The organism is Alloalcanivorax xenomutans (assembly GCF_032810065.1).
In the GTDB taxonomy this organism is placed as follows: Bacteria; Pseudomonadota; Gammaproteobacteria; order Pseudomonadales; family Alcanivoracaceae; genus Alloalcanivorax; species Alloalcanivorax xenomutans.
Genome location: NZ_CP136538.1, coordinates 1,075,347 through 1,092,425 on the forward strand (window position 1 = coordinate 1,075,347; position 17,079 = coordinate 1,092,425).

The following is a 17,079-nucleotide window of genomic DNA, read 5'->3' on the forward strand; positions in this document are numbered from 1 at the left end:
TACAAGAAAGAGCCGCGATGCCTTAATGATTACCCAGCTTCTTTTCCAGGTGGTGGATATCCACGCCGCCTTCCTGGAACGCGGTGTCGCGGAAGATCTTGTCCCGGTGCAGGGCCACGTTGGTCTTGATGCCTTCCACCACGATCTCGTCCAGAGCGTTACGCATGCGGGCAAACGCCACGTCGCGGTTCTCGCCCCAGGTGATGATCTTGCCGATCAGTGAGTCGTAGTAGGGCGGTACGGTATAACCGCCATAGACGTGGGAATCCACCCGCACCCCATTGCCGCCTGGTGCGTGGAAGTAGGTGATCTTGCCGGGGCTGGGTACAAAGGTATTGGGATCCTCGGCATTGACCCGCACCTCGATGGCGTGGCCAAGAAAGGTGATGTCTTCCTGCTTCAACGTCAGGCCTTCGCCGCCGGCGATGCGCAGCTGTTCCTTGACGATGTCGACGCCGGTGATCATCTCACTGACCGGGTGCTCCACCTGCACGCGCGTGTTCATCTCGATGAAGTAGAAGCCTTCATTTTCGTACAGGAACTCAAAGGTTCCGGCGCCCCGGTAGTTGATCTCCTTGCAGGCATTGACGCAGCGTTGCGCCACTTCTTCCTTCAGGTGAGCCGGAATGCCGGGGGCCGGAGCCTCTTCCACCACTTTCTGGTGACGGCGCTGCAGGGAGCAGTCCCGGTCGCCGAGGTGTATGGCGTGGCCGGCACCGTCGGAGAGCACCTGAATCTCCACATGGCGTGGCTTCTGCAGGAATTTCTCCATGTACACGGTGGCATCGCCGAAAGCGTTTTTCGCTTCGGAACGGGTCAGGGTCACCGCGTTGAGCAATTGATCCGCATGCTCCACCACGCGCATGCCCCGCCCGCCACCACCGGCGGCGGCCTTGATGATGACCGGATAGCCAATCTGCTCGGCCATGGCCTGGGTGGCTTCCGGGTCATCGCCCACCGGACCATTGGAGCCGGGAACGGTGGGGACGCCGGCTTTTTTCATCGCCTCGATGGCGGACACCTTGTTGCCCATCAGGCGGATGGTGTCGGCGCGCGGTCCGATGAAGGTGAAGCCGGAACGTTCCACGCTTTCGGCGAAGTCGGCGTTTTCCGCCAGAAAGCCGTAACCGGGGTGAATGGCATCCGCGTCGGTCACTTCCGCCGCGCTGATGATGGCGGGGATGTTCAAATAGGAATCGGTGGATGGCGCCGGGCCGATACACACCGCTTCATCGGCGAGACGCACGTGCATCAGATCGCGGTCCGCCTTGGAGTACACCGCCACGGTACGGATGCCCATTTCCTTGCACGCGCGCAGCACGCGCAGGGCGATCTCGCCGCGGTTGGCAATGACGACTTTTTCCAGCATTTCGACCTCCGTTAAACGATGGAGAACAACGGCTGGTCGAATTCCACCGGTTCGCCGTCCTCGACCAGGATGGCATCAATAGTGCCGGATTTGTCCGCTTCGATCTGATTCATCATTTTCATCGCTTCGACGATGCACAGCACGTCGCCGGCGTTGACCTTCTGGCCCACCTGGGCGAACGGGGTGGCGCCGGGGGAGGAGGCCCGGTAGAAAGTGCCCACCATGGGAGAGCGCACCAGATGGCCGGCCGGGGAGGCCGGTTCCGGTTCGGCCGCCGGGGCCGCGGCGGGTTGCGGAGCCGCCGGAGCGGGCGCCACCGGGGCGGGGGCAGCGGGGGCGGGCGCGGCGTTGCGCCAGCCGCCCCGGGTGATGCGTACGGATTCTTCGTTTTCGTGAATTTCCAGTTCTTCGATTCCGGATTCTTCCAGCAGCTCGATCAATTTCTTGATTTTTCGAATATCCATGTCCAGTCCTGTTGGGAGCTGTTGATGTTAAAAGTCAGATGTCGTCGTCGGTGCCCAGACGGCGGATGGCCGCGTCCAGCGCCAACTGGTAACCGTCGGCGCCAAGACCGCAGATCACTCCCTCGGCGATATCCGAGAAATAAGAGTGATGGCGAAAGGTTTCGCGCCGGTGAATATTGGAAAGGTGCACCTCGATAAACGGAATGCTCACCGCCAGCAGGGCATCTCTCAGCGCCACGCTGGTGTGGGTGAAGGCCGCCGGGTTGATCAGAATGAAGTCGACACCTTCCGCGCGGGCGGCATGGATGCGCTCAATCAACTCGTATTCCGCATTGCTTTGCATATGCTGCAGATGATGGCCGGCCTTCCGGGCCCGGATCTGCAGGGCCTGGTCGATTTGCGCCAAACTAGTGGCGCCATATTTGTCCGGCTCGCGTTGGCCGAGCAGATTCAGGTTGGGTCCGTGCAGAACCAGAATGGTGGCCAAGATGGATACCCCTGAATGTGTCGTTATCTGCGGTGAACAGGAGGGAAAAACGGCATCAGGCCGGGGCTTTTCCCGAAGTTTGCAGTCTAGGGGGAATCGCCCGGCGAAAAAAGAACTTTACACTATTCGTTACATGTACCGGCGCCCCTGATGACGGGATCGGGACGCCGGTCACGGCGGCGGGTCAGGAGGCGGTGACCGGCAAGACAGTTTGTTCCAGATGGCGGATGAACCGCTCTGGCCCCATCTCGCCGAGCACCCGGGACTCCGGGACTTCCTCGCCAGCGGGGGTGAAGAACACCAGGCTGGGCAGACCGAAGATGTCGTATTCGGTCATGATCGCCTGGTTTTCGCTGTTGATGTCGGTGATATCCACTCGATAAAGATCGAACCCCTCCATGGTGGCCAGCACGTCCGGGTGGCTCAGAGTGGTTTCCTCCAGCACCTTGCAGGCCACGCACCACTCGGCGAAGAAGTCCACCAGCACCGGCCGTCCGGCCCGGGAGGACTCCGCCAGGGCCTGACGCAGCGCCGCCTGGCCGGTGAGTGTGCGCCAGGGACCATGGTCCTCCTTGGCCGCCATGGGTTGCGCCGTACCGGTAGTAACGGCCACTGGTGCCGCCGGTTGCTGCCAGTGGGCCAGCGGCTGCCATGGGTCGCGGGCGCCGGAGGCGGCGCCGATCAACAAAATCACGCCATACAGCGTCAGCACCAGAGCCAGGCCCCGTTTCAGGCGGGAGCCGCCTTCTTTCACCGGTTCCAGGGCGCCCAGTTGGACGCCGTAAATGGCCAGCAACAGGCCGTACAGCGCCAGGGTCACCGGCGCCGGCACGATGCGGTCCAGCAGCCAGATGGCGACCCCGAGCATGACCACGCCGAAGAAGCGTTTGATCTCCTCCATCCACAGGCCGGCCCGGGGCAGCAAATGGCCGCCGCCGGTGCCGAACAGGATCAGCGGCACGCCCATGCCGATGGACAGCGCGAACAGGCTGGCGGCGCCGGTCAGGGCATCGCCGCTGCCAGCCACATAGATCAAGGCGCCGGCGAGGATCGGGGTGACGCAGGGGGATACCACCAGGGCGGAGATCATGCCAAGCAGGGCGGCGCCGGCCAGCCCCTTGCGCTTCGGTCCAGTCTGGTTGAGACGGTCGCGCAGCGCCGCAGGTAACTGCAACTCATAAAGGCCGAACATGGCCAGTGCCAGCAGCACGAAGATCACTACACTGGTGATGATCGCGGCCGGCTGTTGCAACAGGAACTGGAGGTTCAGCCCGGCTCCGAACAGGGCCACCAACAGCCCCGCCAGGGTGTAGGGCACCGCCACGCCGAGCACATAGGCGCTGCTGAGCAGGAAGCCGCGGCGGGCGCTGGGGTGCTGTTCCCCGGCGATGATACCGGAGAGGATCGGAATCATCGGGAAGACACAGGGCGTGAACGCCAGCAATAGACCGCCGGCGAAGAACAGGGCGATCACCAGCCCCAGGCTCTGACCGGAGATCCAGCGATTAAAGGCGTTGGCGTCCTCTGAAAACAGCGTTTCCAGGAACCCCCCGTCGCCTGTGCTCGCGGCGGCGGTTGGCGTGGCGGCCGGTGCGGTGGCGCTCAGCGCCGTGGGGGGCTTGCCGGGACGGGGCTCCTCGAAGGCGAAGGTCTTGCTGGCCGGCGGGTAGCACAGCAAATCCTCGATGCAGCCCTGATAACGCACCTCCAACTCGGTATCGGCCAGCGGCACGCTGCGCAACGGCAACGACACTTCCAGCCGCTGGTAGAATACCTCGACGTCACCGAATATGGGATCCACCTTCGGTTTGCCCGCGGGCATCTGGAAACCGGAAAAGTCATCGAGAACGTTGCCGTTGGTGTCGCGGAGAATGAACTCAAAGCGTTGGCGGTACAGATAGACGTCGTCGAGAAGTTCAAACCCCACCAGCACGGTTTGTTTGTCCCAGTCGGCATCCGCCATCACCTGGATCGCCTCGTCCACCGTGGGCGGCTGGTCGTTGCCCAACCCCCCGCTGCTTCCCCCGCCCAGAGACAGCGCAAGCGCGGGGCTGGCGAGCAGCCCCAGCACAAAAAGGGATAATAGTGAACGCAAGCGTTGTGACATTGATTTCTCCAGATAACCGGTTTTGTCCCTGGCCCGGTCTCCCCCAAACATAAGAGCACGGCCACGACCCGCTGGCGGTGGCCCCGGTGCTACCCGTATTCCTGATACTCCGGGTAAATATAGAGGCCGCCTGCGCGGATCGGTTCCCAGTCTGCGCCTCGTGGATTAAAGGGGCTTTAAGGCAGTGATAGCAGGTGGCGGCGAAGAACGCATTGTGCCCCCATGCCGAAATGGACGCAAAGACCGCCGCCGCCGGCGGCCGGGACCCTGTCGTTGGCGACAAAGGCTGTTATATTGGCGCACAATGCCGTGGAGCCCAGAGCCGGGGCTCCGACATGTTGGAAAAGGCCGCTGCCGGCCTGAGAGGACGCGAGTGGGGATCACCGATGAGTAATGAGAAGTTCTCCCAGAAGATGGGCGACCGGTTGCTGGACCCGGCCAATAACCGGATATGGAAAGGCGCCCTGTGGCTGATCGTGATCCTGCTTCTGGTGGACGTACTGCTCGGCTGGTACTGGAGCTGGGAGCCGGATCTCCAGGAAGTGCGGGCACTCGCCAATGCCCAGCCTGGAGAGGTCACTACGCTGGAAGTGATCAACGTGGCCAGTACCCTGCTGGACAAACCGGGCGGTTATTTGAGCAACGACGTGCTGCCGCATCGACTGTGGCTGGATAACATGCCGTCCTGGGAGTTCGGCGTGTTGGTGCAGTTACGCGATATGGTGCGGGTGATGCGCCGGGACATGAGCCGCTCCCAGTCCCAGAGTCAGGAAGACCGTAATCTGGCGATTGCCGAGCCGCAGTTCAATTTCGACTCCCGCAGTTGGGCCATGCCCGCCACGGAAAGCGAGTACCGTAGGGGTATCCGCGCGCTGGAGCGTTACCTGGAGAGCCTGCGCAGTGGCGATGGCCGGTTCTACGCCCGGGCCGACAACCTGAATTCCTGGCTCAACGAAGTACAGAACCGGCTTGGCGCCCTCAGCCAGGACCTCAGCCGCAGCGTCGGGCGCACCACGCTGGACACCGAGGAAAATACCCCGGTGACTCAGCTGGACAGCAAGGAACGGGTGGTGAAAACCCCGTGGATGAAAATCGATAATGTTTTCTATGAAGCGAGAGGGGCGTCCTGGGCACTGGTGCAACTGATGCGGGCGCTGGAAGTGGATTTCGCCGACGTGCTGCGCAAGAAGAACGCCACCGTCAGCTTCCGGCAGATGGTGCGCGAACTGGAAGCCACCCAGGAAACCCTGTGGAGCCCGATGGTTCTGAACGGCTCCGGCTTCGGCATCTTCGCCAACCATTCCCTGGTCATGGCCAACTACCTGTCCCGCGCCAACGCCTCCCTGATTGATCTTCGGAAGTTGCTGCAGGAGGGGTAGGAAAAGCAGGGAACAGTTAATAGTGAATAGTTAATAGCGAAGAAAAAGGTTTGCGGTTCCGCAAGGCGTGTTTGTGTATCCGCAACTTTCTCTGAGAAACCTGTTTGATGGTTTTTCCTGAAAACGAAGAGGCCGCGCCCAGCCCTTGGACGCGGCCTCTTTGCTGTCCGATCAACCTTTCTTGTCTCGCGCGCTATTCACTGTTCACTATTAACTATTCACTGCTTTTTTTTGTTCCGAGAAAACCGGCGAAGTTATACCACTTGAAAAACACGTCCACGTTGTCCAGGCCGGCGCGGGAGAGGAGCTTGAGGTTCTCGTCCAGGCGGTAGGGGATCAGGACGTTTTCCAGGGCCTCGCGTTTTTGCGCGATTTCGGTTTCCGAATAGCCGTTGCGCTTCTTCATGTCGTAATAGAGCTTGATCCACAGACGGTTGAGGAAGGCGTCGTTGCCCAGCACTTTTTCCACCAGAATCAAGGTGCCGCCGGGTCTTAGTCCCGAGACGATTGAGTACAGCAGGGCCTCGCGATTGAGCGGGCGCACGAATTGCAGGGTGAGATTGAGCACCACCACCGAGGCGTCTTGTACCTGGACGCCCTCATTGAGATCGGCGTATTCCAGACGCACACGGCCAGACAGGCATTGCTCGGCCAGATTGTGCCGGGCCCGTTCCAGCATCGCCGGGGAGTAATCGCAGCCCACCAGTTCCACACCCGGCGCCACGGTTTGATCCAGCGTTTTCAAGGTGATGCCGGTGGAGCAACCCAGGTCGTAGATGCGGGAGCCCGGCACCGCGAATTCCCGGGCCAGTTCCCCGATCATCCGCTGTTGCTCCCAATATTGAGGGATGCTGCGATCGAGCATGTCGTCGAAAACGGCGGCGGTGTTCTCGCCGAAATCGAAATCGCTGATTGCCTGTTCCTCGGCGGCGAAGAGACGGTCCTTTTTTTGGGATGTCATAAAGTTGTCCCCGAAATCAACCAGGATCGGTGGTCATTGCCTTGGTTCTGATGTGCTGGCGCATGCCGTCTCCCTGGAGTATCCCGCAGGATCATGACAGTTGTGTTGATTTCGGGGCCACGGCTGGAATCCAGGGCGCGCGCGGAAAGAGGGTATTCCGCGCGGTACACACCCAATTGATGCGATAGTCGAACGGGAGGGCCTCTTGTCCAAAACCTCGATGCATAAGTATAAGTGGGAAAAATACCTTCCTATCCGGCGCACCAAACTGCGCAGTTATCTGGTGGGGGGCGGCGTGCTGCTCGGCCTGGCGGGGTTCAATACCATGGCGGCGTTGCCGTTTTCGGTGGGCGCGGTGTTCATGGCCCTGGCGGCCTGGCTGCACGTTTGGGCGAAAGGGCATTTGGACAAGAACGCCACTCTGACCCGGTCCGGTCCTTACCGCTGGGTCCGCGACCCATTTCATCTGTCCAATTTTTTCATGGACCTGGGGCTGTGTCTGATCATCAATAACGGGGTGTTCAGCTTGGTGATGATGACGTTCTGGGTCATCGCCTATCGGCACCGGTTATGGGAGGAGGATCAGCAACTGGTGGAGATTTTTGGTGACGAGTACCTGGATTACCGCGCCCGGATTCCACGCATGATTCCCTACAGGCCGCCGATGGAAAAGAAGTACGACAAACCTTTCTCGGTCAGGCACGCGCCGATCTACCGGGGCAGCGTCTGCACCCGGTTATTCCGGCTCGCTTCTTATCCTTATTTATTTTTTGTTGCCGCGGAGATCGGTCAGAAAGGCACCGACCTGCTTGCGGCGCAAGAGCATCCCGCTTTTTACTGGGCTCTGACGGGCTTTCTGTTCTTCCACTTCCTGTCCCGAGCGGCGGGTGAGATCACTAAAAGGCGAGCCTCCATCTTGCCGCTGTGGACGTTGCGTCATCCGGCCCGGGGCGTGATCGTGTCGATAATGGTAGCGGCGCTGCTGGCGGTGGACATGTTGTGGTCCGGACCGCGCATTCTGGAATGGCATCTGGACAGAGGGCAGTGGCTGATTTTGTTGGTGGCGGCGATGTTATTGGTGGCGACGCTGCGCGGGCTCTGGCACAGCGTGCGCTTTCGCCGTCTGATCGAGGGCACCGCTCTGGTCGTGGCCTGGTTGTTCACCCCGGTGCCGTGGCTGGCGCTGGTGCCGGCCTGTTATTTCTCCGCCGCCTTTCTGTACGGTGATCCGGACCAGCCCGAGGCCGATGTGGACCATGTCTTTCTGGCCACGAAAACCGACGGCGCGGCGTTGGCGGCACTGGGGTTGTGGATGCCACTGATACTGATCGGTCTACCGGCCACCTGGTTCTAGGGCGTTCCATAAGACGGGGCCGCGCCCAGGGCTAGGGCGCGGCCTCCATGCTTTCGGATGAACCTGTCCTGTCTCGCGCGCTGTTAACTATTCCCTGTTAACTATTAACTGCCTTCACGCCACCGAACTGACCGCCGGCTCCGGCAGGGTGTCACGCCATTTCGCCACCAGATCGGTGTTGTCGTCGTCCCAGGGATGGAAGCGCGGGCTCAGATAGCGGAACCAGGCCGGTACGGTGGAGCTGATCACGCCCCGGTAACCGAACAGACGCCACAGGCCCTTGGCCAGCGTCAGCGGTTGCCGGTGGACGCCGTCCTGCTTCAGAAACTGCCAGGTGAAATAGCTGGTGAAGGTGATCAGATAGGCGGTGCTGATCAGGAAAGCGCGCTGGCGTTGCCAGTAGCCGCCATCCACATCCTGGTACAGATCGAAGGCCACGGCCTTGTGTTCGGTTTCCTCGATGGCGTGCCAGACCCACAAGGGGCGCACGGAAGGATCCATGCTCTCGATCACGTCCTTGTGGCTGAGAATGGTGTCGGCGAGGATCGCGGTGATGTGTTCCAGACCGGCGGTGGCGGCCAGTTGCCGCTCTGGCGGCAAATGCTTGCGGGCGCCGGCCAGCAGCTTCTGCGTGACGTTCAGGGCGCGTTCGACCAGCGCATCGTAACCCTGTCCCGCCACCAGATCGTTGAAGGCCTTGTGCTCCAGGGAATGCATCGCCTCCTGGCCAATGAAGCCGGAGATGTCCTTCTGCCGTTGCGGGTCGTCGACGCGGTCGCGGAAGGCGCGTACCGCGTCCACGAAAAAGCGTTCGCCATCAGGAAAGGTGATGGAAAGGACGTTGAGAAGATGGGTGGCCACCGGATCATCGCCATACCAATAGCCGGCTTTCTCCAGACCTTTGAAATCGAAGTTCATGCGCCGCACCTTGATCGGCTGGCGTGATTCGCTACGTCGACGGGAAAACAATCGCATCGGGCTCTCCTGGCGATTCTGCCAATGTTGAATGTCCGTCAATATGCTCCAGTAGCGGTGACGGGTCTTGTCGTGGAGGGCCAACCTGTGGTGACTTTGGGCCGTGCCTGGTTCGATGCCGGTATCCCCGGCATCTATGTGGTGCTGTTGTGTGATGTGATGAAAGGGCTGGGCAAGGACCCCGCCGCTTTGCTGGGGGGCGTCGGCGAAAGCCGTGAGCAGCTGCTGGCGCCGCAGAGCCGGGTGCCGCTGGAGCTGGCCCAGCGATGCGCCGAGCAGGCCCTGGACATGGCCGGCACCGCCGGGCTGGGGTTCCGTTATGCCCGGGCCATGCGCATTACTCTGCATGGTCCGGTGGGGCTGCTGGCGCTGTCCAGCGCCACTCTCGGGGATGGTCTCGATGCCGCCCGGCGCTACCTGGGGCTGCGGGCGCCGTTCTGGCACATGGACCGGCGTGAGGAGGCGGGCCGGGTGATTTTCCCGCTGGTGGCCACGGCCGACCCTGGACGGATCCATGCCTTCGTGGTGGAGGCCATGCTGGTGGGGTTCATTCATATGTTGGAACAGCTGCTGGAAGCGGTACCGGAAGGGGCGGAGCTGCACTTCCGGCAACCGCCACCGGCCCATGCCATGGCGCTGAGAGGGGAAGTGCCGGTGCCGGTTCGCTTCAATCAGGATGAGGACGCGCTGGTTTTGCCGCAAGCACTGCTGTCGGTGACGCCGCTGTTGGCGGATCCGCAGACCGCGGCACTGGCGCGGGAACAATGCGAGGCGGAAGTCAGCCGCTGGCGTGCGGAACAGGAGGGGCCGCTGGCCGAACGGGTGAGGGCGGTGCTGCGTGATATGGCGGCACCGTTACCGGATCTGGCGGCCATGGCGGAACGCATGGCGGTATCGCCGCGGACACTGAAACGGCATCTCCAACAGGCCGGGTCAAGCTACCGGCAAGTGCAGGACGAAGTGCTTTATGAACGGGCCCGGACGCTGCTCAAGGATCGCCATCAGCGGGTCAGTGATGTGGCCTATGCCTTGGGCTATAACGATGTGGCGAACTTTTCCCGGGCGTTCAAACGCTGGAGCGGGGAAACGCCGAAACAATTCCGGGAACGCGGGTATTGAGAAGCGGACAGGGGAAGAAGCGGGCAGCGGCAGGACGATGATGAGGGGCGCCGCGACCGGAGGGGCCGGTCGCGGACCGCGGACACTTACTTGCTGTTGAAGGCTTCCACGGACTTGAGGATTTCCTTCTTGGCGGCTTCGGCGCCGTCCCAGCCGTCCACTTTCACCCATTTGCCGGCTTCGAGATCCTTGTAGTTCTCGAAGAAGTGCTTGATCTGGGCCAGCAGCAGCTCGGGCAGGTCGTTGATGTCCTTGACGTTGTCGTACAGCTTGGTCAGCTTGGTGTGCGGTACCGCCACCAGCTTGGCGTCCTTACCGGCTTCGTCGGTCATGTTGAGAATGCCCACCGGCCGGCAGCGGATCACGGAGCCGGGTACCACGGGGTACGGGGTCACCACCAGCACGTCCAGGGGATCGCCGTCCTCGGACAGGGTGTTGGGGATGTAGCCGTAGTTGGCCGGGTAGAACATCGGGGTGGCCATGAAGCGGTCGACGAAGACGGCGTTGCTGTCCTTGTCGATCTCGTACTTGATCGGATCGGCATTGGCCGGGATTTCGATCGCCACGTAGATGTCTTCGGGAATCTCTTTCCCGGCGGGTACCTTGGTAAAATCCATGAATCGGTCCTTTCAGCGAGGGTTCAAATCGACGATGGGCGCGGATTATAGCAACCGTGACGCGGCGCTGGCTAATAGCCAAAAGTACCGACCTCATGCCCGGTCGAAGTGACCGGCCGAAAAGCGCAAATGCCCGGCATGCCCGGCCTCCGGGTTTGTTCAGCGGCGGATAACCCGACACAATAGCGGCTCTTACTAGATCGTACCCGAAGCGCTGAAAACGGAGCCTCCATTCGATGAGTGTGAAAGAAGTTGCCCATCCGCTGGTGAAACACAAATTGGGACTGCTGCGGCAGCACAAACTGAGTACCCGCAGTTTCCGCCAGATCACCAGTGAATTGGCGGTCTTGCTGACCTACGAAGCCACCGCCGACATGGAGCTGGAGCCGGCCACGGTGGAAGGCTGGTCCGGACCGGTGGAAGTGCAGCGCATCAAGGGTAAAAAGGTCACCGTGGTACCGATTCTGCGTGCCGGGATCGGCATGCTCGATGGTGTGTTGGAGCTGATCCCCAGCGCCAAGGTCAGCGTGGTGGGCCTTTATCGCAATGAGGAAACTCTGCAGCCGGTGGCCTATTTCGAGAAGCTGGCCCATGACATTCATGAGCGCACCGCCCTGATCATCGATCCGATGCTGGCCACTGGCGGCTCGCTGATGGCCACCATCGATATGCTGAAGGCGGCGGGCTGTGAACGGATCCGCGCTCTGGTATTGGTGGCGGCCCCGGAGGGCATCCATAAGGTAGCGCAGGCCCATCCGGACGTGGACATCTATACTGCCTCGGTGGACGAGGGCTTGAACCAGGACGGCTATATCGTGCCGGGCCTGGGCGATGCCGGGGACCGCATTTTCGGTACCCGCTAACCGATCACGTCACGGAGCCTCCATGTCCGCCACTCCCGGTTTCTTCGCGCCACGCACCGTTCTGGTGGGGGCGCAAATGTTGTTCGTTGCCTTCGGTGCTCTGGTATTGATGCCATTGCTCACCGGACTGGACCCGAGCGTGGCGTTGTTCACCGCCGGGGTCGGCACCTTGTTGTTCCAATGCATCACCGGCTTCTCGATCCCGGTGTTCCTGGCGTCCTCCTTTGTCTTCATCGCGCCCATATCCCACGGCGTGCAGGCCTGGGGCCTGCCGGCCACCATGGGCGCGCTGATGGTCGCCGCCGTGGTCTATGTGGTGCTGGCGGCACTGGTGCGCTGGCGCGGGCCGGGATTCCTGCACGTGTTGATGCCACCGGTGGTGACCGGGCCGATCATCATGGTGATTGGTCTGAGTCTGGCGCCCACCGCGGTGAACATGGCCATGGGCATGGACGGCAGCGGCCAGGAGACCTTGTTTCCGTACGGGCAGGCACTGACGGTGTCGATGGTGTCGCTGGTCACCACCTTGCTGGTGGCCACCCTGGCAAAGGGGTTTTTCCGGCTGTTACCGATCATGGTGGGGGTGCTGTGCGGTTACCTTTCCGCCCTGATGCTGGGCATGGTGGACTTCGCCGTGGTCACCGAGCGCGCCTGGCTGGCGCCGCCAAAGTTCGTGCTGCCGACGTTCGAATGGCAAGCGATCGTGTTCATGGTGCCGGTGGCATTGGCGCCGGCTATTGAGCACGTTGGTGATGTGCTCGCCATCAGCAATGTCACCGGGCGGGATTATGTGCGCAAACCCGGCTTGCATCGCACCCTGCTCGGGGATGGCGTCGCCAGTATGGGCGCGGCGATGGTTGGCGGACCACCCAATACCACCTATTCGGAAGTGACCGGGGCGGTCATGCTGACCCGGGTATTCGACCCCCGGGTGATGGTGTGGGCCGCGGTTTTCGCCATTGCGTTGTCCTTCCTGTCCCGCTTTGGCGGGTTGTTGCAGAGTATCCCGGCGCCGGTGATGGGGGGCATCCTGATCCTCATGTTCGGCTCCATCGCCAGTGTCGGCATGAACACCCTGATCAAGGCGAAGGTGGACCTGGCGCGCCAGCGTAATTTGGTGATCGTCGCCACCACGTTGGTGTTCGGCATTGGTGGCATGGTCATCAGCGGTGGTGGCTTCACCTTGCAGGGGATCAGCTTGTGCGGAGTGCTGGCGGTGGTGCTGAACCTGCTGCTGCCCGGCCGTGATCCCGTGGTTACCGATCTGCGCCAGGAGCAAGCGGTGGTGGATGATCTCATCGAGCATACCCGCTCAAAGGATTGAGACCATGCAAAGAGCCGAGCGGCTGATCGTATTGGTCGACACTTTGCGCCGGCATCGCTGGCCGGTAACCGCCAGCGCTCTCAGCGAGCAGCTCGGAGTGTCCACCCGCACCATCTATCGCGATATCCAGAGTCTGATTGGTCTGGGCGCGCCGATCGATGGTGAGGCCGGAGTCGGTTATCTGCTGCGCAAAGGGTTTTTCATGCCGCCGTTGATGTTCAGCCCGGTGGAACTGGAGGCGCTGTTGCTTGGTGCCCGCTGGGTCGGGCAGCAGGGCGACAAGGAACTGGCCGATGCCGCCAATAGCGCTCTGGACAAGATCGCCACGGCGGTGCCGCCGGCGTTGCGCGAAGTGCTGGAGGACACGGGCCTGTGGGCGGGCCCCTCCAGCGCCCCCCGACGTGGCGAGCCGCTGTTCGTATTGCGCCGCGCTCTGCGTGAGGAACTGAAGCTGCGAATCGTCTACCGGGATGTGGAGGGCCGGGAAACCGAGCGTACCGTCTGGCCTTTGACTTTGGCGTTTTTCGAAGGTGCCCGGATCCTGGCGTCCTGGTGCGAACTACGCGAGGATTTCCGCCACTTTCGCACGGATCGCATCGCCGATTTGCAGGTCATGGAAGAAAGCTATCCGGGATCCCGCCGGTTATTGGCGCAGCGTTGGTTGCAGGCGGAGCGCCAGCGGCGGTCCCGGAAGGAGTCGTAGTGGTTTGCTGGAAAAATGGTGTCCGCGCTGGGATCAATTCATCGACAATTGCTTCCGGTAACAGGCTTCCAGCTCAGTGTGCAACGCCCAGAATGATGGCGGCGTGGTCTCGTTCAGCTCCGCCACCAGAATAGCCAGATGCGTATGCCAGCCAGTGGCCACGCTGGTTTTTTCCGTGTCGCTCAAGCGCTGGTGGGTAATCCGCAAGCGCACCTGGTCGTCTTCGGGGGTCAGCTCGAAGGTCACTTCCGAACCGCCTTCTCCCCAGGTGAATGCCAGAAGATGCGGGGCCTCACAGCGGGTAACAGTGCCTTTCAGCACCGCGCCCTCGGCGTCGGCATGGTATTCGGGGGCGGTATCGCCGGGTTCCGACAGTTCATTATGATGAAATTCCAGGGTGACCGCGCCGCCGGCGAACAGTCCCATGGGGCCGGCGGCCAGCCAGCGGGCGCGTTTTTCGGACTCGGTCAGAAAGGCCCAGATCCGTTCCACCGGGCCCGGCAGCAGCCGCTCCAGTGTCAGAGTGTCGGGTTTGGTCAGCTTGGCGTAATCATCCATGGTGTTCTCCTTAAGAGTGGGGCCCGGGTCGGGGTGAAGGTCAGTCGCCCTGGCGCAGGGCCTGTTCCAGAGCGTCCAGCCGTTCGTTCCAGAACGCCTGATAATGGCGTAGCCAGTCCATGGCCCCGGCCATGGGAGCGGCATTCAGCCGGCAGACGTGGACGCGCCCTTGCTTTTCCCGGGTCAGCAGTCCCGCCTGTTCCAGCGCTTTGATGTGCTTTGAGGCACCGGCCAGGCTCATGGAGAAAGGCGCCGCCAGCTCTCCCACCTTGCGCTCACCATCAGCGAGCAATGCCAGCATGGCGCGGCGGGTGGGGTCGGCCAGGGCCTGGAAAACGGCATCGAGTGTGTCGGGATTATTGTTAACCATGTGGTTGAATATGGGGGCAAGTGTTTTAATTGTCAACCAAAAGGTTAATTATTTTCAGGAAGGCGCCGGCCGTTTAAGTGGCCCGCATTACAGGTCGCCGGCAGTGCTTTGAGCTGACGCATCAGGCCGCCAGCGGTGAGGGTCCCGCGTATTGGCGCTCCGGCTTGCCGCAGCCGTTGCGAGCTCCAGCGATTGCAGGTGCGGCCGAGCCAGAAGGTGCCCTCGGCATGGAAGAACAGGCTGGCGCCATACAAACCGGGACCCACCGTCCGCACTGTTCCGTCCGCGTTCCGTTGAAAGTCCGCCGCCAGCGCCCGGGTCAGGCGGTGCCAGTGATCCGGTTCCGGACACAGCGCGGCCAGATCCTTGTGCGGCAGTTGCGCCGGATGCCGTTCCAGAGCCACCACGTGCAGCACGCTGTCGGTGGGCCAGAACAGTGCTTTGAGCAGACGCGGGATGCTGTTGTTGTGTTGGTAGAAGTCGGCGTCGCCCCAACCGAACTCGTAATAGCCGGTATCCGGCAGATGATCGCGCAGAAACCGCAGGTGAGGGTCGAGCTTGTCGGCGGGTATCACCAGACCGGTATGCCAGCGGTGCCGTACCACCAGCAAGGATTCTCCAGGGTCGGCGTGGGCCGGTACGGCGAGGATCAACACTGCAATCGCCAACAGAAATTTCATCAGCTCATCCCCGCTCGGGGCCGTGGAGGTGGTGTCAGGTTCCGTTACGGAACGGTCCCATATCAATACTGGAAGACACCAATCCATGGTAGCATCGCCCCGCTTTGTTTCCGTGCGCGTATCTTTGATTCAGAAAGGCTTGTCATGTTGAGACCTCTGGACATCTCCCAATATCGATTCCTTCCCGGCGGAGCAGGCCGGATTCTGTTCGCCATCCTGGCTCTGCTGTTTGCTCCCGGTGCCCTGGCCGCCACCGGTGGCCTTGATCTGACCGGCTCGGTGGCCGGGTTCATTGCCCTCGCTATCTTCGTCCTCGCCTATGCCCTAGTGATGGCCGAGGAAAAGCTGCACATGCGCAAGTCCAAGCCGGTACTGGTGGCCGCCGGTATTATCTGGGCGTTGATCGGCTGGGTTTACGTCCAGTCCGGCATGCCCGATGAGGCCGAGCACGCGTTCCGCCACACCCTGCTCGAATTCACCGAACTGATGCTGTTCCTGCTGGTGGCGATGACCTACATCAACGCCATGGACGAGCGCCGGGTATTTGATGCCCTGCGTGCCTGGATGGTGCGCAAGGGGTTCAGCTACCGGCAGCTGTTCTGGATCACCGGTATCCTGGCCTTTCTGATCTCGCCGGTCGCCGATAACCTGACCACCGCGCTGTTGATGTGCGCCGTGGTGACGAAGGTGGCGGAAGGGGACAAACCCTTCATTAACGTGGCTTGTATCAATATCGTGGTGGCCGCCAACGCCGGTGGCGCCTTCAGTCCGTTCGGCGATATCACCACTCTGATGGTGTGGCAGGCGGGCCTGATTCATTTCACTGAATTCTTCGATCTGCTGATCCCGTCGCTGATCAACTATCTGATCCCGGCGGTGGTAATGAGCCTGTTCATCAAGAGCCGTAAGCCCAGCGGCGTGAAGGAAGAGGTCGAGCTCAAGCGCGGTGCCCGTCGTATCATCGCTCTGTTCCTGCTCACCGTGGCCACCGCGGTGGCCTGTCACTCCGTGCTGCATCTGCCGCCGGTGCTGGGGATGATGACCGGTCTGGGCTATCTGCAATTCTTCGGTTATTTCCTGCGCCGGACCCTGCCGCGCTCCTTGGAGAAGAAGCGCCGCCATTACCTGCGCCGTGGTGATGACAAACGCCTGTCTCAACTGGGCAGCATCGTGCCTTTTGATGTGTTCAACCGTGTGGCGCGGGCGGAGTGGGACACCTTGCTGTTCTTCTATGGCGTGGTGATGTGCGTGGGCGGCCTGGGCTTCATGGGTTACCTGGGTATGTTGTCCGAGGCTCTCTATACCGGCTGGAACGCGACCTGGGCCAATATCGCTTTGGGTCTTATTTCCGCGGTGGTGGACAATATTCCGGTGATGTTCGCGGTGCTGACCATGGAGCCGGAAATGTCCCACGGTCACTGGTTGCTGATCACCCTCACCGCGGGCGTGGGTGGCAGCCTGCTGTCCATCGGTTCCGCCGCCGGGGTGGCGCTGATGGGGCAGGCACGAGGCCTTTACACTTTCATGGGACACCTGAAGTGGAGCCCGGTGATTGCGCTGGGCTACGCCGCCAGTGTGCTCGCTCACCTGTGGTTGAACGCGGAAAGCTTCACCGTTTTCAACTAGTCGAAGTCCTTCTCGCCGGAATCGCGGCTCTTGTTCCACGCAAAGAGCCGCTCTTCGGCAAGTTTCCACGGCGGCCGCGCCGTTCTGTCCTCAGTGGGAGCCAGCCTGCTGGCGAATCAATCA

General features: G+C 61.6%; 17 protein-coding genes. 7 read left to right on the forward strand and 10 right to left on the reverse strand.

What is annotated here, in order from left to right; translation table 11 throughout:
• Positions 1-22 precede the first annotated feature (22 nt).
• The 4 genes from accC to dsbD all read right to left on the reverse strand — a co-directional run bounded on the left by accC (position 23) and on the right by dsbD (position 4,427).
• Positions 23-1,369, reverse strand: coding sequence for an acetyl-CoA carboxylase biotin carboxylase subunit (accC, locus tag RYH70_RS05015; RefSeq protein ID WP_022994106.1), 1,347 nt, complete (start codon positions 1,367-1,369; stop codon positions 23-25).
• An 11-nt stretch (positions 1,370-1,380) separates the two neighbouring features.
• Positions 1,381-1,833 (reverse strand): acetyl-CoA carboxylase biotin carboxyl carrier protein, encoded by a 453-nt coding sequence (accB, locus tag RYH70_RS05020; protein ID WP_022994105.1) that lies wholly within the window; start codon positions 1,831-1,833, stop codon positions 1,381-1,383.
• Between the two features lie 34 nt (positions 1,834-1,867).
• Positions 1,868-2,320, reverse strand: coding sequence for a type II 3-dehydroquinate dehydratase (aroQ, locus tag RYH70_RS05025; protein WP_022994104.1), 453 nt, complete (start codon positions 2,318-2,320; stop codon positions 1,868-1,870).
• 184 nt (positions 2,321-2,504) lie between these two features.
• Positions 2,505-4,427, reverse strand: a complete 1,923-nt coding sequence (dsbD, locus tag RYH70_RS05030; protein WP_233924484.1) for a protein-disulfide reductase DsbD — start codon at positions 4,425-4,427, stop codon at positions 2,505-2,507.
• 386 nt (positions 4,428-4,813) lie between these two features.
• Here dsbD and RYH70_RS05035 point away from each other — a divergent pair, with 386 nt between their 5' ends.
• Positions 4,814-5,806: a DUF2333 family protein gene (locus RYH70_RS05035; protein WP_022994102.1), complete on the forward strand. Its 993-nt coding sequence runs from the start codon at positions 4,814-4,816 to the stop codon at positions 5,804-5,806.
• A 214-nt stretch (positions 5,807-6,020) separates the two neighbouring features.
• Here the strand turns inward: RYH70_RS05035 and cmoA are convergent, their stop codons facing one another.
• Complete coding sequence (cmoA, locus tag RYH70_RS05040) at positions 6,021-6,767, reverse strand: carboxy-S-adenosyl-L-methionine synthase CmoA (protein ID WP_055098771.1); 747 nt, start codon at positions 6,765-6,767, stop codon at positions 6,021-6,023.
• Between the two features lie 205 nt (positions 6,768-6,972).
• On the opposite strand from cmoA, the gene RYH70_RS05045 reads away from it, so the two are divergent.
• Positions 6,973-8,121, forward strand: coding sequence for a methyltransferase family protein (locus RYH70_RS05045; protein ID WP_097058400.1), 1,149 nt, complete (start codon positions 6,973-6,975; stop codon positions 8,119-8,121).
• 114 nt (positions 8,122-8,235) lie between these two features.
• Here the strand turns inward: RYH70_RS05045 and RYH70_RS05050 are convergent, their stop codons facing one another.
• Positions 8,236-9,096 (reverse strand): metal-dependent hydrolase, encoded by an 861-nt coding sequence (locus RYH70_RS05050; RefSeq protein ID WP_063140389.1) that lies wholly within the window; start codon positions 9,094-9,096, stop codon positions 8,236-8,238.
• Between the two features lie 87 nt (positions 9,097-9,183).
• Between RYH70_RS05050 and RYH70_RS05055 the strand changes: the two genes are divergently transcribed.
• Positions 9,184-10,215, forward strand: a complete 1,032-nt coding sequence (locus tag RYH70_RS05055) for an AraC family transcriptional regulator (RefSeq protein ID WP_055098769.1) — start codon at positions 9,184-9,186, stop codon at positions 10,213-10,215.
• An 86-nt stretch (positions 10,216-10,301) separates the two neighbouring features.
• Here RYH70_RS05055 and ppa read toward each other — a convergent pair whose 3' ends face one another.
• Complete coding sequence (gene ppa, locus RYH70_RS05060) at positions 10,302-10,832, reverse strand: inorganic diphosphatase (RefSeq protein ID WP_022994090.1); 531 nt, start codon at positions 10,830-10,832, stop codon at positions 10,302-10,304.
• 236 nt (positions 10,833-11,068) lie between these two features.
• On the opposite strand from ppa, the gene upp reads away from it, so the two are divergent.
• From upp to RYH70_RS05075, 3 genes are read left to right on the forward strand one after another with little or no spacing between them, the layout of a single operon-like run.
• Entirely contained in the window at positions 11,069-11,695 is a 627-nt protein-coding gene (gene upp / locus RYH70_RS05065; protein ID WP_055098768.1) for a uracil phosphoribosyltransferase, read from the forward strand.
• 22 nt (positions 11,696-11,717) lie between these two features.
• Positions 11,718-13,019 carry a uracil-xanthine permease family protein gene (locus tag RYH70_RS05070; protein WP_317009864.1) on the forward strand — a complete coding sequence of 434 codons (1,302 nt, stop codon included), beginning with the start codon at positions 11,718-11,720 and terminating at the stop codon, positions 13,017-13,019.
• Positions 13,020-13,023: 4 nt separating this feature from the next.
• Positions 13,024-13,722 (forward strand): helix-turn-helix transcriptional regulator, encoded by a 699-nt coding sequence (locus tag RYH70_RS05075; RefSeq protein WP_317009865.1) that lies wholly within the window; start codon positions 13,024-13,026, stop codon positions 13,720-13,722.
• Between the two features lie 33 nt (positions 13,723-13,755).
• Here RYH70_RS05075 and RYH70_RS05080 read toward each other — a convergent pair whose 3' ends face one another.
• The 3 genes from RYH70_RS05080 to RYH70_RS05090 are packed head-to-tail and all read right to left on the reverse strand — an operon-like array spanning position 13,756 to position 15,330.
• Positions 13,756-14,280 (reverse strand): SRPBCC family protein, encoded by a 525-nt coding sequence (locus RYH70_RS05080; RefSeq protein ID WP_317009866.1) that lies wholly within the window; start codon positions 14,278-14,280, stop codon positions 13,756-13,758.
• Between the two features lie 40 nt (positions 14,281-14,320).
• Positions 14,321-14,650, reverse strand: a complete 330-nt coding sequence (locus RYH70_RS05085; protein WP_022994085.1) for an ArsR/SmtB family transcription factor — start codon at positions 14,648-14,650, stop codon at positions 14,321-14,323.
• Positions 14,651-14,694: 44 nt separating this feature from the next.
• Complete coding sequence (locus tag RYH70_RS05090) at positions 14,695-15,330, reverse strand: DUF2459 domain-containing protein (RefSeq protein ID WP_022994084.1); 636 nt, start codon at positions 15,328-15,330, stop codon at positions 14,695-14,697.
• Between the two features lie 144 nt (positions 15,331-15,474).
• On the opposite strand from RYH70_RS05090, the gene nhaD reads away from it, so the two are divergent.
• Positions 15,475-16,956 (forward strand): sodium:proton antiporter NhaD, encoded by a 1,482-nt coding sequence (gene nhaD, locus RYH70_RS05095; RefSeq protein WP_063140397.1) that lies wholly within the window; start codon positions 15,475-15,477, stop codon positions 16,954-16,956.
• The last annotated feature ends 123 nt before the right edge of the window (positions 16,957-17,079 follow it).